The organism is Desulfomicrobium norvegicum (assembly GCF_900114595.1).
Lineage (GTDB): Bacteria > Desulfobacterota > Desulfovibrionia > Desulfovibrionales > Desulfomicrobiaceae > Desulfomicrobium > Desulfomicrobium macestii.
In genome coordinates this window covers 212,288-228,844 of record NZ_FOTO01000004.1, presented here as the reverse complement: position 1 = coordinate 228,844, position 16,557 = coordinate 212,288, and the positions used below count along the sequence as shown (strand labels likewise).

Annotated in this window: 12 protein-coding genes; 6 read left to right on the top strand and 6 right to left on the bottom strand. The window is 61.2% G+C overall.

The window, feature by feature from the left end; all coding sequences use genetic code 11:
* The first annotated feature begins 334 nt into the window (after window positions 1–334).
* Window positions 335–886, top strand: coding sequence for a hypothetical protein (locus BMZ24_RS08505; RefSeq protein ID WP_092191233.1), 552 nt, complete (start codon window positions 335–337; stop codon window positions 884–886).
* 66 nt (window positions 887–952) lie between these two features.
* Here the strand turns inward: BMZ24_RS08505 and BMZ24_RS08500 are convergent, their stop codons facing one another.
* Together BMZ24_RS08500 and BMZ24_RS08495 are read right to left on the bottom strand one after the other, a co-directional pair.
* Complete coding sequence (locus tag BMZ24_RS08500) at window positions 953–2,494, bottom strand: NAD(P)/FAD-dependent oxidoreductase (RefSeq protein WP_092191231.1); 1,542 nt, start codon at window positions 2,492–2,494, stop codon at window positions 953–955.
* 25 nt (window positions 2,495–2,519) lie between these two features.
* Window positions 2,520–3,185, bottom strand: coding sequence for an HAD family hydrolase (locus BMZ24_RS08495; protein ID WP_143077859.1), 666 nt, complete (start codon window positions 3,183–3,185; stop codon window positions 2,520–2,522).
* Between the two features lie 156 nt (window positions 3,186–3,341).
* Between BMZ24_RS08495 and BMZ24_RS08490 the strand changes: the two genes are divergently transcribed.
* From BMZ24_RS08490 to BMZ24_RS08475, 4 genes are all read left to right on the top strand, one after another.
* Complete coding sequence (locus tag BMZ24_RS08490) at window positions 3,342–3,653, top strand: J domain-containing protein (RefSeq protein WP_092191227.1); 312 nt, start codon at window positions 3,342–3,344, stop codon at window positions 3,651–3,653.
* 673 nt (window positions 3,654–4,326) lie between these two features.
* Complete coding sequence (locus tag BMZ24_RS08485; RefSeq protein WP_092191225.1) at window positions 4,327–4,878, top strand: cytochrome c3 family protein; 552 nt, start codon at window positions 4,327–4,329, stop codon at window positions 4,876–4,878.
* A 34-nt stretch (window positions 4,879–4,912) separates the two neighbouring features.
* Complete coding sequence (locus BMZ24_RS08480; protein ID WP_092191223.1) at window positions 4,913–6,298, top strand: multiheme c-type cytochrome; 1,386 nt, start codon at window positions 4,913–4,915, stop codon at window positions 6,296–6,298.
* Between the two features lie 187 nt (window positions 6,299–6,485).
* On the top strand, window positions 6,486–8,186 hold the full coding sequence (locus BMZ24_RS08475) for a potassium channel family protein (protein WP_092191221.1): 1,701 nt from the start codon (window positions 6,486–6,488) through the stop codon (window positions 8,184–8,186).
* A gap of 53 nt (window positions 8,187–8,239) precedes the next feature.
* Here the strand turns inward: BMZ24_RS08475 and BMZ24_RS08470 are convergent, their stop codons facing one another.
* The 4 genes from BMZ24_RS08470 to BMZ24_RS08455 form a co-directional block, all read right to left on the bottom strand.
* Window positions 8,240–9,412: an iron-containing alcohol dehydrogenase gene (locus BMZ24_RS08470; protein WP_092191219.1), complete on the bottom strand. Its 1,173-nt coding sequence runs from the start codon at window positions 9,410–9,412 to the stop codon at window positions 8,240–8,242.
* Between the two features lie 126 nt (window positions 9,413–9,538).
* Complete coding sequence (gene epsC / locus BMZ24_RS08465) at window positions 9,539–10,432, bottom strand: serine O-acetyltransferase EpsC (RefSeq protein ID WP_092191217.1); 894 nt, start codon at window positions 10,430–10,432, stop codon at window positions 9,539–9,541.
* Window positions 10,433–10,434: 2 nt separating this feature from the next.
* Entirely contained in the window at window positions 10,435–11,364 is a 930-nt protein-coding gene (gene cysK / locus BMZ24_RS08460) for a cysteine synthase A (RefSeq protein WP_092191215.1), read from the bottom strand.
* Between the two features lie 109 nt (window positions 11,365–11,473).
* Complete coding sequence (locus BMZ24_RS08455; protein WP_092191213.1) at window positions 11,474–11,779, bottom strand: HU family DNA-binding protein; 306 nt, start codon at window positions 11,777–11,779, stop codon at window positions 11,474–11,476.
* A gap of 159 nt (window positions 11,780–11,938) precedes the next feature.
* Between BMZ24_RS08455 and BMZ24_RS08450 the strand changes: the two genes are divergently transcribed.
* A complete protein-coding gene (locus BMZ24_RS08450; protein ID WP_092191211.1) occupies window positions 11,939–16,504 on the top strand; it encodes a glutamate synthase-related protein in 4,566 nt (1,521 codons plus the stop codon).
* The last annotated feature ends 53 nt before the right edge of the window (window positions 16,505–16,557 follow it).

The following is a 16,557-nucleotide window of genomic DNA, read 5'->3' as shown; positions in this document are numbered from 1 at the left end:
TCCCGTTACAGCGTCAGGGCGTCCATAACGACGCATACTACTACGACTACTACTAGGCTTACGGAGACGTCGGTAGTGATGCGGTTCATGGGGCTCTTCCTTGGGATTTGGATAATCAAGTATCGAAAGAATTTTTTAGGCTGTTCAAAAAAAACTGTCAAGCAGGCGCTTGACCTCGAAGACTCCGGCAGGACAGATAAAGCTTCCCCGGCCACACCGGTCCATGACACTCGAAAACAATGCCGGACCTTGATTCAGAAACGGTTTGCGGGCATGGTGCTCTTGCGGCCGACAGATTCATCGTATCGAACTTCAACCACTCACAGGAGGGCTCATGCCCACATCGGAATACACGCTTTTCAGCGGCGGCGCCCAGGGTACTGAAACGGAATTTGGCCGTCTGGCCGAACAATACGGCATTCAGGAAGTGACCTACACCTTTGAAGGCCACAAGATCGAGCGGACCCGAGGGCTGCGCGTGCTGACCCCCGAAGAGTTGATGCGCAAGGATGTGAGCCTGAGCTATGTCTCCAAGCTCCTGAACCGGACCTTTACCAACGCCCCCATGATGCGCAGCATCCTGCAGACCGTCATGTACCAGATCGAATCCGGTTACGAGATCTTCGTGGTCGGAAGCATCATGGAAGACGGCACGGTCAAGGGCGGAACGGGCTGGGGCACGGAATTCGCCAAGATCTGCAACAAACCCCTGTACTGCTTCGGCCAGGTCCGCAATTCCTGGCACAAATGGACCGGTGAGATCTGGGAACGCTGCGAAACCCCGACCATCACCAGCCACCATTTCTGCGGCACGGGCACCCGTTTCCTGGAAGACAACGGCCGCCAGGCCATCGCCGACCTGTTCGCAAAATCTTTCGCAAAATAGCTCGGCAGCGCAGTAGCGCAGCCTGCCTTTTCATAGGTCCTATAGGTCCCATAAGACCCATAGGACCTATTTTTTCAGCTTGCGCACCACTGCCTTGGCCACCGCCACCCCATCCATGGCAGCCGAAACAATGCCGCCCGCATACCCGGCCCCCTCGCCGCACGGGAAAAGGCCGCGCACCTGCGGGTGCATGAGCGTCTCGCGATCACGCGGGATGCGTACCGGGGAGCTGGTTCGTGATTCCACGGCCAGAAGCGTCGCCTCGGCGCTGTCGAATCCCTTGTGTTTCCCGCCCAGAATGGTCAGCCCCTCCTGCAGGGCCCGGACCACGAAGCCCGGCAGCAGGTCGTGCAGCGGCGCGCTGTGGATGCCGGGAATGTACGATGTCGCGCCCAGATTCTCAGACACCCTGCCCTGCAGAAAATCATCGGCCCGCTGGGCCGGAGCGCGCTGAGTCCGGCCGTCTCCGGCGCGGAACATGGTCTGCTCGACCTCGGACTGAAAGCGCAGCAGCGCCAGCGGATCGTCGCCCGGCACGTCGGAAGGACGGATCTCGGCCACCAGTCCCGCGTTGGCGAAGGGAGCCTTGCGGCTGGCCAGGCTCATGCCGTTCAGGACCAACTCGCCCGGAGCGGTTGACGCCGGAACCACGAATCCGCCGGGGCACATACAGAACGAAAAGACGCCCCGCTCACCCGTCTGGCAGGACAGGCGGTAGCTGGCCGCGGGCAGGGCCGGATGGCGCGGGCTGTGATGGTAGAACATCCGGTCGACCAGCTCCTGCGGATGTTCGATGCGCACGCCCAGGGCGAAGGGCTTGGCCTCGATGAGCACCCCGCGTTTGAGCAACAGATCGTAGATGTCGCGGGCCGAATGCCCGGTGGCCAGGATCACGGCATCGCCCTCCACCGTCTCTCCCCCGGCCAGGCGCACTCCGCGAACCTCCCCGGAGTCCAGGACCAGATCGGTCACATGCGCCTCGAAATGAATCTCTCCGCCGGCGGCGATGATGGCATCGCGCATGTTGCGTACCAGCTTCGGTAGCACGTTGGACCCAAGATGCGGGTGCGCGTCCACGCCGATATCCGGGGACGCCCCGTGGGCCACGAAAAGATCGAGAATGCGGTCCACATCGCCACGCTTCTTGGACCGGGTGTAAAGCTTGCCGTCGGAATAGGTGCCCGCCCCACCTTCGCCGAAGCAGTAGTTGGAGTGCGGGTTGACCAGTCCTTCGGAGTAGATCTTCTTCACGTCCTTGAGCCGGGCGCGAACGTCGCGTCCGCGCTCCAGCAGCACGGGCTTTATGCCTGCCTCAAGCAGGGTCATGGCCGCGAAATATCCGCCCGGACCGGCTCCGACCACGACCACCCGCTCCCCGCCCAGGGGCCTTGGCGTGAACACAGAGGGGGCCGTGTCGTTCCCGCCCACGGCGATGCGCAGCAGAAAACGAGGCATCTTGGCCCGCGCATCCACCGAGCGGCGCACCACACGCACCCTGACGCCGCCGTCGTCATCCATTCCGGCCTTGGCCAGGGCCTGGGCCCGTATGTACGCCGCGTCATCGATATTGTCGGGCTCCACGAGCAGATCGACGTGAATGAGTTCCATGAGGTGTCTCCGTATTGAAATATTTTTAAAACCATTCTTCGCGGCTGGCCAAAGCCTGCGTCAGCGAAGGATAAATTCGGGCCGCGCCCTCGCGCACGTCGGGCTCCGGCGTGGACAGATCGGGAATCATCATGGCGCGCGCCCCGGAGGCGATGGCCGCGCGCATGCCGGGATTGGAATCCTCGAAGATGACGCAGTCCCCCGGCTGCACCTTGAGGGCGGCGCAGGTCCGCAGATAGATGTCCGGGTCCGGCTTGGGCCGCTCGATCTGCTCAATGGTCATGATCGACGCGAAACGGAACAGTTCCGGCCAGGCCTCGCGATTGCGCTCGACCATCTCGCGCCGGGACGATGTGGCCAGGGCCAGCGGCACTCCCTGCCCGTCAAGCCAGGTCACAAGCTCGACCGCTCCAGGCATGGGCGGTATGGCGCATGCGCGGCGTTCCTCTTCGCGCACCGCTTTCCAGTTCGCCCGAAATTCAGCCAAAGGAAAGTCTTTAAACCAGCACTTGAGCTTTTCCTCGCAGAGCACATTGGGAACCCCTACCAGGTGGGCATACAGACCGTCATTCAAGTCAAAGCCCAAACGGGCCGACTCGCGCTGCCAGATCCGCTTCAGGGTGGCCTCGGTATCCAGGAGCAGCCCGTCCATGTCAAAAAGGACGGCCGCGGGTCGTTGCGCTTTCTTCATGGCGTTGGAGCTAAGCGCGAACTGGGGAAGTGGCAAGGGGAATTGCGTCGCAGCCTCCGGCGGATCGTCTTTACAGGCGGATTCGCCGGGGATACTCGTTGTGCATGTTCACGGTCAAAACCGCCCAGACCGCTCGGAGCAAGCAGGAAAATCAAAATGGCCACCTACAAGGAACTCATCGCGGCAAAAGCCGTGCTGGAATTGCCCGATCGCGCCTCATTGCGGGAAATCAGAACCTCCTACATAAGCCTGCTCAAGCGCTGGCATCCCGACACGTGCACAGAAGGCAAAGAAAAATGCAGTGAAATGACCCAGAGAATCGTGTCAGCCTACAGGACGGTTTGCGCCTACTGCGAAGCCTACGAATATTCCTTCGATGATCAGGAACTCAGGCGCCATCTCTCCAATGAGGAATGGTGGCTGGAAAAATTCGGCGAAGACCCCTTGTGGTCAAAAAATCATAAATGACAGACTATTAAATCACTCCCAGCCTTCCCCCACCTTCATAGACAAGACTTTTTGGCGGCACTCCGAAACCGAACGCTGCAACGGCAAAGTCTTCTTCATCAAAGCTCCGGTCGAAAGCTCCTTGCGCCTGGCAATCTCTCCAATCCAAAAGACTCCTCCTCACACGCACTCTTCCGTATTTTAAAGACATACCAATGCTCTTTTGAAATTGCGGTAAAAACATCAATTATTTTATTTATAAAATCATTTGATTCTTATATTATATTTGATATGATTCTTTTAAAAATTCATAATTATAGTTCATCGTATTGAAATTTAAATACTTTTTAATTCAATAATATTTTTTTTGGAATCTTTGAATGATAGATTAATTCTTGACAAAATCAATCAACAAAAAAACAAACTTCGACCCAGCAATGCAAATCATAACATTTCAACTCTTGAAATAAAGCACGCACAATGCACACAACCAGAAAAGAAAATCTGAAATAAAGTAGGCTCTTGTACAAAAAAAATAAGACATTTTTTTGAAATGGACATTTCGAAGAAAAATCAAAACGCAGGAAAACGGGAAAGACAATCATAAGTACAGCCGCATTCGCCCCCAAGTCAGGATAAAAACAGACTGAACGTCCAAACTTGATTCTTGCCGGGTATGCAAAAGGGGAAGTCCATGAAAAAATTCCTGAAGCCGACCCTTCTCATTGTTTTTGGAATCGTCATCGCTTTTCCACTCTTCAGCATGACCTATTACACGATGGTCAGGACCAGCACGCCGCAGTTCTGCGCTTCATGTCATGAAATCCAGTGGGCGTACAACACCTGGAAGACATCGACCCATGTCAACAACATGCAGGGTTTCGTGGCCGATTGCATGGACTGTCATCTTCCTGCACCGCATGACACGGCAAACTTCTTCTACATGAAGACAATGCACGGCCTCAAAGACGTGATCGCTCACTTCATGATGGATTCCCCCGACGATTACGATCATGCCAAAAATCGCAGGAATGCTTACGCTTCCTTCAAAAATGACCAGTGCCTCAAATGCCACCGCAATATCGAAAACATTCCCTACAAGCGAGGCGCCATGCTCGCCCACAAGCAGGTTCTGCATCCGATGCCTGGAATGGAAAAGCGCTGCGTCGAATGCCACTACGACCTCGTGCACAACGATCGCACATATTATGACTACAACAACCCGGATTTGCTTGCGAAAAAATAATCATTTCGGGGAGTCCACCTCAAGGAGGAAACGAATGAAACACCGTTACGCTTTTTTCATCATCTCCACCCTGCTCATCCTCGGCCTTGGCGCATGGGCAGGAGCGGACATGAACAAGGTCAAGGAGTTCCGCATCGAGCGGGGCATGTCCGAACAGGCCAGGGCCTGCATTGAATGTCACAAGGCCGAAACTCCCGGCCTGTTCGCGGACTGGGCGAACAGCAGACACGCAAGCGCCAATATCGGCTGCCTGGACTGCCATCAGGCCGAGGCGCATGACGCCGATGTGTCCGAACCCCACTACAAGCAGTATCAGCGGGCGGACAACAAATGGGGCAAGCAGGAGTACCGCATGCCCATCGCCGCGGCCGTGACGCCCAAGGACTGCTCGCGCTGCCATCCGGACGAGGTCAAGCAGTACGCCAAGAGCAAGCACGCCAACACCATCGAGATCATGTGGAAGATCGATCCCTGGCTCAACAACGGCATGAACAGCGACTGGGAGCGCACCGCCGGGTGCTACTACTGCCATGGCACGGTGCTCAAGAAGGACAAGGACGGCAACCTCGACGCCTCGACCTGGCCCAACGTCGGCGTCGGACGGGCGAATCTGGACGGCTCGCTCGGAAGCTGCACATCCTGCCACACCCGGCACCGCTTTTCCGTGGCCGAAGCCCGCAAGCCCGAAGCCTGCGGCCAGTGCCATCTTGGTCCGGACCACCCGCAGATCGAAATCTACACCGAGTCCAAGCACGGAGCCATCACGGAAGCCAACAAGCATGAATATCGCTGGGATTCCGCGCCCGGAACCTGGACGGCAGGCGTGGACTACCGCACGCCGAGCTGCGCTGGCTGCCACATGTCCGGCTCGGGAGCCGTCATCGGCACCCATGACGTGACGGAGCGCCTGGGCTGGGAACTGCAAGCCCCGCTGACCGTCCGGCCGCAGGATTTCGCACCTTTCCCGGCCCAGACCAGCTGGCAGGACGAACAGGAGAAGATGAAGACGATCTGCGTGCAGTGTCACGCAAGAAGCTGGGTCGACGCCCATTACGTCAAGACGGACAACTCCGTGACCGAATACAACGAGGTCTATTTCAAGCCCGCCAAGGCCATGCTCGACCAACTGTACGAGAAGGGTCTTCTGGATAAAACCCGGTTCTTCGACGAAAAGCTGGAGGTCGAATTCTACGAACTCTGGCACCACGAAGGACGTCGGGCCCGCATGGGCACGGCCATGATGGCTCCGGACTACACGTGGTGGCACGGCTTCTACGAGTGCAAGCACCGCTTCAACAATTTCATGGCCGAAGCGCGCCACCTCATCGCCACCAACCAGAAGGCCGAGATCTTCAAGGATTTCCCCAACGCCAACGGCGACACCACCAAGCCGGAGGTCATTTTCGGCCCGAAACAGTGATCGTCCCCAAACAACTCGATAAAGGCGGCGGGGTCCTGGGCGCAGTGCCCAGGACCCCGCCGCCTTTATGCAACTTTCATCTCCGTCCCGCCCCAATCCGCCCCTCCGAGCTCTTGAAGCTGCCTTGATCCCCCATGCCCGTTAAGCTAGGGTCCTATAATCCCACCGAAAAACAGTGAGCGCAGCAATGAAATTTCTCGTTTCTCAAATGGCGGCCCTGGTCAAAAGCGGCCAACAAAAGGCCAATACGCGACTGATGATCCGTTTTCTGTTCATCCTGCTCAGCTTCTTTGCCGCCTTCACCGTTCTGTTCCACTTCCTGATGGCCTACGAAGGTCAGACACATTCCTGGATCACCGGTCTGTACTGGACCCTGACGGTCATGAGCACCCTGGGCTTCGGAGATATCACCTTCACCTCGGATCCTGGGCGCCTCTTCTCCATTTTCGTGATGCTGAGCGGCGTCGTGTTCATGCTCATCGTCCTGCCCTTCACCTTCATCCAGTTTTTCTACGCGCCCTGGCTTGAAGAACAGAACAAGGCCAGGGCCCCGCGCAAGGTTCCCGAGACCATGTCGAACCACGTCATCCTGACCTTCTGCGACGCGGTCACCCTCAATCTGGTGGAAAAGCTCAACCAGTACGGCATCCGGAGCGTGATCCTGGTTTCGGATCTGCAAGAGGCCCTCAATCTGCATGAGACGGGCCTGAACGTGGTCCTCGGCGAACTTGACGACCCGGAAACATATCTGCGGCTGCGTGTGCGCGAAGCGGCCATGGTCGTGGTCATGAACGATGACGTGGCCAGCACCAACATCATCTTCACCATCCGCGAGGTCGCGGACAAGATCCCCGTCATCACCAACGCCGATCAGGAGGACTCCGTGGATATCCTGGACCTCGCGGGCAGCACGCACACCTACCAGTTCACCAGGATGCTGGGACAGGTACTGGCGCGGCGGGTCATGGGGGTCAGCATGAAGGCCAACATCATCGGCAATTTCGATGAACTGCTCATCGCCGAGGCGCCCGCCATGCATTCCGCCCTCCAGGGACGTACCCTGGCCGAAAGCAGGCTGCGCGAACTGACCGGCGTGAACGTGGTCGGCATCTGGGAGCAGGGCCGCTTTCAGCTGCCCGACCCCATGACCATGATCGGCGCTTCCACGGTGCTGGTTCTGGCGGGTTCCGAGGCGCAGCTCGACACCTATGACGCGCTCATGGGCGCGACAAAGCTCAGCAGGGAACACAGCGGGCCGGTGGTGGTTCTGGGTGGGGGCAGGGTCGGCATGTCCGTGGCCAGGACCTTGACCGAAAGGGGCGTCGACTATCGCGTGGTTGAAAAGAAGACACTCAGGAACACGGAGGATTCGAGAATCATCCAGGGCAGCGCGGCCGATCTGGACATCCTTGTCCTGGCCGGAATCAACGAGACGCCGTCCATCATCATCACCACCCACGACGATGATCTGAACATCTTCCTGACCATCTACTGCCGCCGCCTGCGGCCCGACGTCCAGATCATCAGCCGGGCCAGTCTGGACCGCAACATCAACACCCTGCACCGCGCCGGGGCCAATCTGGTCATGTCCTTTTCATCCCTGTTCTCGACCACCATCCTGAACCTGCTCAATCCGCACAAACTGCTCATGCTCTCCGAAGGGCTGAACATCTTCCGCTCGGAACCGAGCCCGGCCATCGTGGGCAAGCCCCTGCGCGAACAGAAGATCCGCCAGTCCACCGGGTGCAGCATCATCGCCATCAAGCGGGGCGAGGAAATGCTCCTGAATCCCGAGCCGGATACCATCGTGTCCAAGGATGACGAGCTCATCCTGATCGGAACGGCGCAGGCGGAGAAGAACTTCATGGAGCAGTACCCGGCCTCCTAGAAAAACGGCCCGGGCGCACGTTCACGAACCGGCGCGCGCAGTGCCCTGCTCCGTCACTGCGTGGAGGAGCCACTGTCCATGGCCCGGCGCAAGATGCCTAGCAGTTCGCCCTTGTCCAGCACGATCGGATTTCCGTGCATGCTCGATGCCCGAGCAGCCTTTTCGACCGCCTCCTCCATGACCTCCCCGGTCAGCCCCAGCGCCCCGAGCCCCCGGATGCCAAGCTCGGAGCAAAGCGCCCGCACGAATTCCAGTCCGTCCTCGGCCCGGGCGTCCTGAGTGCCGGTCAGCAGTCTTCCGACCTCGTCGTATCTGGCAAGCGCCGGATGTTCCGGGGCCACGTGACGCAAAACACGGATATTGGCCTCCATGACATGAGGCAACAGGGCCGCGCAGATCTCGCCATGCGCCGCGCCGAGCATTCCCCCCAGGGGCGCGGCGAAACCGTGCACGGCTCCGAGCTTGGCGTTGGCCAGGGCCATGCCCGAAAACAGGCTGGCCAGGGCCATGTCCGAACGCGCGCGCATGTTTGCCCCGTCCTGCACCGCGACGCGCAGCGAACGCGCCGCCCGCGTCAGACCGTCGCGACAGAGCGGATCGGTCAGAGGGCTGGCCGCGTGGGACACGAAGCACTCCATGAGCTGGGTCAGGGCGTCCATGCCGGAGGCGGCGGTCTGCGCGGGGGGCAGGGACACGGCCAGCTCGGGATCGACGACGGCCAGGGTAGGGATCAGATCCGACGCGCGCAGACTGGCCTTGACCCCGTGCGCGGGGGAAAGGAGCACGGCGTTGGCCGTGACCTCGGACCCGGTCCCGGCCGTGGTCGGCACCGCGACCATGGGCAGGGGCTCATGCTCAAGGGGCGCGCCGCGTCCGACCACCTCCAGGTAATCGAACAGGTCGCCCGTATTGGCGGCCAGGGCGGCCAGGGCCTTGCCCGCGTCGATGACGCTCCCGCCCCCGACGGCCACGACCACATCGCAACGCGCCCGCCGCGCGGATTCGGCCTGCGCGGAGATGAACCCGGTTTCGGGCTCGCCGCCGGCGGCCACACAGAGCACGTCATCCATGACGGCCTTCAAATCCTCAAGCAGCCAGTCATAGCGCTCGGGGCGGCTCCCGGTCACAAGCAGGCAGCGTCTGCCCATGTGGGAGGCGTGCGTGGCTACGCCCGCCCTTGAACCAATGCCGAAAACCACGCGCGCGGTGGAAAAGGAATATATCATGTCGCCTCCAGAACTCCCCTTTTATGCCCTCGCGCAGCCGTCCACAAGCAGGAGCGTTCCGACCGGCGCAAAAAAAAACCGCAATCTCTTGCGAGTGCGGTTTTTAAAATGGGAAAGCAGCCGGTTCTAGAGGTTGCGATAAACCCTGCTCCCGGGAGCCACGTCGTCCACGACCCAGACATTGCCGCCGATGACCGCGCCCTCTCCGATGGTGATGCGCCCGAGGATGGTCGCGCCGGAATAGATGGTCGCGTTGTCCTCGACGATGGGATGACGGGCGATGCCCTTGACCAGATGTCCGTTCTCGCCCTTGGGGAAGCTCTTGGCACCCAGGGTCACGCCCTGGTAGAGGCGCACGTTCCGACCGATGATGCAGGTCTCGCCGATGACCGTGCCCGTGCCGTGATCGATGAAGAAGGACTCGCCGATGGTCGCGCCGGGATGGATGTCGATGCCGGTGGCCGAATGGGCCATCTCGGTGATGATGCGCGGGATGAGCGGCACGCCCAGCAGATAGAGCTCGTGGGCGATGCGGTAGTTGGTCACGGCCCTGATGGACGGATAGCAGAAAATCGTCTCACCCGGATTCTTGGCCGCCGGATCGCCGGCAAAGGCGGCCTGCACGTCCGTGGCCAGCATGTGTCGGATGCGCGGCAGGGTCTTCAGGAATTCATTGGAAAGATTTTCGGCCCTCACCTCGCATTCCACGGAACATGAGTTCTCGTCCTTCTCGCAGGCGAAGCAAAAACCGCGCTCCACCTGCTGGGTCAGTTCGCGGCGCACCTTCTCAAGCTTCGAGCCCACGAAATAGGCCATGTTCTGGGGCGTGATGAAGGATTCCTTGAAAAAACCCGGAAAAAGCACGGAGCGCAGCCGTTCCACGATCTCCGAAAGGAGCTCCACCGAAGGCATGGGCGAACCAAAAGACGGCTGGTGGTAGACGCCTCTGTAGGATTCCGGGGCGCACAGGCTTTCCACCACCCCGCTCAGGACATTGTCGATCTTCAAATATTTGGCCATGCTCAGCTCTTGGATGCAAAAAGTTCAGTGGACAGATAGCGCTCGCCTGTGTCGCAGATGATGGCGACGATGAGCTTGCCTTCCATTTCCGGTTCCCGGGCAAGCTGCAAGGCAGCCCAGACATTGGCTCCCGAAGAAATCCCGCACAGGATTCCCTCTTCGCGGGCAAGGCGGCGGGCCATGATCATGGCGTCCTCGTTGGAAACGGCGACTATGCGGTCAATGGTGCCGCGATCAAGCACTTCGGGAATGAAATTGGCGCCGATGCCCTGGATCTTGTGCGGTCCGGCCTTCCCGCCGCCAAGGAGCGGAGAGGCTGCCGGCTCCACGGCCACGGCCATGAAACCCTGCTTGCGGCGCTTCAGGGTGCGGCCAACCCCGGTGATGGTCCCGCCCGTGCCCACCCCGGCCACCAATACGTCGATGCGGCCGTCGGTGTCGTGCCAGAGCTCTTCGGCCGTGGTGCGTTCGTGCGCGGCCGGATTGGCCGGGTTGACGAACTGCCCGGGCATGAACCCGTCCTCAAGGGACGCCAGGATCTTTTCCGCCTCGGCCACGGCTCCGGCCATGCCCGCCGACGCAGGCGTGAGCACGAGCTCCGCGCCCATGGCGGCAAGGAGCATGCGTCGCTCAACGCTCATGGACTCGGGCATGGTCAAAATGAGATGATAGCCGCGCACGGCGCAGACAAAGGCCAGACCCACGCCGGTGTTGCCGCTGGTGGGCTCGACAATGACCGAACCGGGACGAAGCCTGCCGCTACGTTCGGCCTCGTCGATCATACTCAGCGCGATGCGGTCCTTGATCGAGGACAGGGGGTTGAAAAATTCGAGCTTGACCACAACATCGGCCAGACAGCCGGTGGCCATGCGGTTCAGGCGAACCAGGGGGGTATTGCCGACCAGGTCGGTCATGGAATTTGCGATCTTCATAAAGCCTCCTGAAAAGGACTGACGGCGCGAAAATGAACCAGGACGCGGGGTAAGTCCAGGCAAAAAAAATCCGGCCCTGAGGCCGGACGGGTGCTTGAAAAAATTGTTTTTACTCCAATCCCTTGGTTATAAAATCAAGAGAAGTGAGAGCATCTTTCAGGCGCTTGCCGGGAGAAAATTTGATGTCTTTTCCCGGATGCGGATCCTCGCCCTTGCGCGGGGCGCGCTCGACCACGGCCATGGTCCCGATGCCAGGCAGGTTGATCTTGTCCCCCTTGCTCAAGGACTCGGTGATGCTCTCCATCATGGCGTCCACGACCCGTTCGGCCTCCTCCTCGGAGTAGCCCATTTCGGCCTTCAGGCGTTCGATGAGATCGGCTTTTTCAACTTGAATCTCGGCGTTGTCCGCTACCATAAACGTCACCTCGCATTGGTATGGCTCATTAGATAGACAAAACCGGCCATGCGGTAAAGAGCTTCACAAAGCTTTGTGAAATATTTATTGAAATGGCCCCCAATACCACTTCAGGCTATGGGGATTTATCCTTGCCTTGTCAATCCCGGGAGATCCGTAATGAATAGACCACACCTGCTCGTGGAAGAACGTGACGCCTGCGCCATAATCGCCTTCGTGGACAAACGCGGTCGCGCCACCCACGCCAATATCGTCAAGACCATCGACGCCTTGAAAAAAATGGCTCACCGCTCCGGCGACATCAACAGCGAAGGCGACGGCTGCGGCATCCTGACCGACATTCCACGCTCCATCTGGGGGCAACGGCTGGAAGATGCGGGACTGAGCCGCCACCTGAGCGAAAGCCGGGGCTTTTTCGTCGGCCACTTTTTCCTGCCCATGGATGCGCCGGCGCAAACCGGGGAACTCAAGGAGCGGCTGCGGGCCATCCTGACCGCATCCGGCGCGGAAACTCTCCTGGAGGTGGACGACCAGATGCACCCCTCCGAGCTCGGGCCCATGGCCCGGACCGAAGCGCCCCTTTTCCTGCAGATCTGCGGCCTGGTCCGCGACGACACCCGACAGGAAGGCGGCAAGCGCCTCTTCAACATCCAAATGGAACTGGAACGCGACCTGCCCGAAGCGCACGTCTGCTCGCTCAGCCTCGACAGCGTCATCTACAAGCTGCGCGGCACTCCCGATCTTCTGATCCGGGTCTACCCGGACCTGCAGAACCCGGACAGCAAGGCGCTCATCACCCTCGGCCACAGCCGCTACTCCACCAACACCCTGCCCACGGCCCACCGCGCCCAGCCCTTCTCGCTGCTGGGGCACAACGGGGAGATCAACACCATCGAGAAGCTGCGCAGCTCGGCCCGCGCGCTCGGCATCATGCCCACGCCCGGAGGCAGCGACTCCCAGGACCTGAACCGCATCCTCGAAGGGCTCATTCATGTGCACGGCTTTGAATTCATGGAAGCGCTGGAGATGGTCTTCCCGGCCATCCATACCGAAGTCGAGCGCATGCCCGCCGATCTGCGCCGCATGTACGGCTTCTACCGCTGGTTCTTCGCCCCTTCCGCCCAGGGCCCGGCGGCCGTGGTTTCGAGGTTCGGGGACATGTGCATGGGCAGCGTCGACGCCCTGGGCCTTCGCCCGCTCTGGTTCGGGGAGAGCGACTACGACTATTTCCTGTCCTCGGAGAAGGGTGTGGTCGATCTGCAAAGCACCATCCACGACCCGCGCCCGCTGGCCCCGGGCGAAAAAATCGCCATCATTTCCGGCGCGGGCAAGCGCGGCGAGGTGCTTGACTATTGCGCCCTGCAGGAGCGCCTGAAGCGCCTGTTCGAGCAGGGACGCCTGACCCCGCTGGCCGACAACCTGCACGGCAAGATCCCCGAATCCATCCTGAACTGCCCGGAAGGGGCCTGCCACGAGCTGCGCCGCTTCTTCCTGGACCGGCCCGTGTTCGACGACGGGGCGTGCCCGGCCGTCTCGGCCCTGCTGGCGGCTTTCGGCTGGCACAAGTACGACCAGAACATGCGCAAACACGTCGCGGCCACGGGCAAGGGGCCCATCGGCTCCATGGGTCATCAGGGCCCGCTGTCCTGCATGGACGACAAGAGCCTGTCCAACGTGAGCGACTATTTCAAGGAAAACGTGGCCGTGGTCACCAACCCGGCCATCGACCGCGAGCGCGAGGCCGAGCATTTCTCCACGGCCGTCATCCTCGGCGACCGCCCGGACAACCCGGATCGCCCGCCCGTTGGCCTGCGCCTGAGGACCCCCATCCTGCTCGGCGGCGAGTTCAGCCCGGCCCTGTCCTCCCTCGATATCCTGTCCGTATGCCGGGAGCACGGCACGCACACCCTGGAGCAGGTCCTGGATTTCTTCACCGCCCAGCAACGCGACCCCTCGCGCATGGCCATCCTCGACGCCACCTATGTCCCGGACCAGGGACTGGCTGCGCGGCTGGACGAGCTTGAGGACGAAGCCTCCCAGGCCGTCGGGCGCGGAGCCGCCATCCTCGTTCTGGACGACAGCGCGAGCTTTGTGGACGGACGGGTCTACATCGATCCGGGCCTGACCGTGGCCCGGCTGCACCGCGCCGCCGAAACGGGCCGCATCCCCCGCCTGCCCTCGCTCATCGTGCGCAGCGGAGCCATCCGCAACCTGCACGACATCATGTTCATGCTCGGTCTCGGCGCCGCCGCCGTGAACCCCTACATGCTCTGGAAACAGGCCTATGCCCAGGCCGAGAGCGCCGAAGGTCTCCAGCGCACCCTCTCCAACACCCTGACCGCGCTGCAGACGGGCGTGGAAAAGATCATGTCCACCATGGGCATCCACGAGCTGTGCGGATATGGCCGGATCTTCTCCTCCATCGGCCTCAAACGGGAGCTTGAGGAAGTTTTCGGATGCGCCAATTTCTGCTCTTCCGCATCCGCGGGCCTTGGCTACACGGAGCTTGAAGCGCAGGGCCGCAAGCGCGCGGAGCTGGTCCGCCAGGGCCTTGAACGCAAACTCGCTGGCGACCCCAAGCGCAACGCCAGGACCGGAAAAATCCTGCGCTCCGTGGCCGTGGGCAAGACAGGCTACCTGCAAATGGGCGAGGCCCTGGACGAGGTTGACCGGGACAACCCCGTCGGACTGCGGCATCTGCTGGACATCGCCACCCGCGACACCGCGCCCCTGCCTCTTGAGAACGTGGACATCTCCATCGGCCGGCACTCCATGCCGATTCTGATCTGCGCCATGTCCTTCGGCTCCCAGGGGGAAAGCTCATTTCGGGCCTATGCCGAGGCCGCGCGCAAGACGAACATCGTGTGCATGAACGGCGAAGGCGGCGAAATCCCGGACATGCTCGGCAAATATCGGGAAAATCGCGGCCAGCAGGTTGCCTCGGGACGCTTTGGCGTGTCCATGGAACTTCTGAACTCCGCCCGCTACCTCGAAATCAAGGTCGGACAGGGCGCCAAGCCCGGCGAGGGCGGACACCTGCCCGGCTCCAAGGTGACCGAGATGGTGGCCCAGGCCCGGCACTGCAAGCCCGGCATCGCGCTCATTTCACCGTCCAACCATCACGACATCTATTCCATCGAAGATCTCTGTCAGATCATCACCGAGCTCAAGACCGCAAACCCCGAGGCGCGCATATCCGTCAAGATCCCGGTCACCAGCGGCGTGGCCACCATCGCAGTGGGCGTGGCCAAGGCCGGGGCGCACATCGTCAACATCAGCGGCTTCGAGGGCGGCACGGGGGCGGCACGCGAACACGCCAAGAAATATGTCGGCCTGCCCGTGGAGATTGGCGTCACACAAGCCCACCGGGGGCTGGTCGAGGCGGGACTTCGGCATCAGGTCGAGCTGTGGTGCGACGGGGGCGTGCGCTCCGGAGCGGACGTGGTCAAGCTCATCTGCCTTGGTGCGGACCGGGTCGGGGTGGGCACGGTCGCGCTCATGGGCGTGGGCTGCATCAGCTGCGAGCAATGCCACCTGGACACCTGCCCGCGCGGAATCTCCACCCAGATCCGTACCGTGGAAGAGGCCAAGGCTCGCGGCGTGAAGCTCTTCAAGCCCCTGCAGAGCGATGTCGAGGCCGAGAACCTGGCCCGCCTGCTGCGCGCTTTCGGCGACCAGATCCGTCACATCCTGGCCGGACTCGGCGAAAGGAAACTGGCCGACCTGGTCGGGCGCACGGACCTTCTGGTCCAGGCCAGGGGCCGTGATCAGGTCGACCTGACCGACCTCCTCGTGCCCGCGCCCATGGACTCCGCGAAATCGTACTGCCCGGTGCCGCGCATCGTGCGCAGGCCGCTGGACAACCTGACCCGGCTCATCTCCGACATGGCCCTCTCGACCCTCGGCCAGGAGTGCGGATTCGTGCAGTACAAGGAAGAGAACGTGCGCTCGGTGGACCGCGCCGTGGGCACCTATCTTGCGGGAGCCATGGTCCGGGAGCGCGCGGCGGGCGACCGGGGCAAGGTGGAGCTGCTCCTGACCTCCTCGGTTCCCGGCAACGGCCTGTGCGCCTTCAATATCGACGGGATCGGCACCGTGGTCGAGGGCGGCGGCCAGGACGGCATTGCCAAGGGGGCGCGCGGCGGAGAGGTCTGCATCCTCAAAGGCGTGAACATCCTCGGCCAGCGCGTGGACGGATCCGTAGGCAAGTCCCTGGCCTACGGCGCGCTTTCCGGCACGATCATGGTCCAGAACCAGGCCGACTCGCGCGCCTGCGTGCGCATGTCCGGAGCCGACGCCATCTTCGGGGGACGCATCACCGCGTCCGTGCGCGACGAACTCGGGAACATCGCCTCAAGAGCGCACCTGAAGGGCTTTGCCTTCGAATACATGACCGGCGGCCGCGCCGTGGTCCTGGGCGATCCGGGCCCCTGGATGTGCGCAGGCATGACCGGCGGCGTCATCTACCAGTGCCTCTACCCGGAATGGAACTTCGGACGCGAAAATCTGCAGCGCCGCTTTTCGAGCGGAGCGCACGTGGTCATCAAAAACCTGGACGAAGACGACATCGTGCAGGTGCGGGAATTGCTGGGTAAATATGTGAGCACCCTGGAGCAGAGCTTCCAGAAGGAGGAGGCGGTGATCGTGCAGGGATTGGCGGACGAGGCCCAGGAGCGCTTCGTCAAGATCGTGCCGGGGAAAGGCACGGGCATCAAGCCGGAATAAAAAGGCACATGGCGCCGGGACATCCAATCCGGCGCCATGCCGCCATACATTGA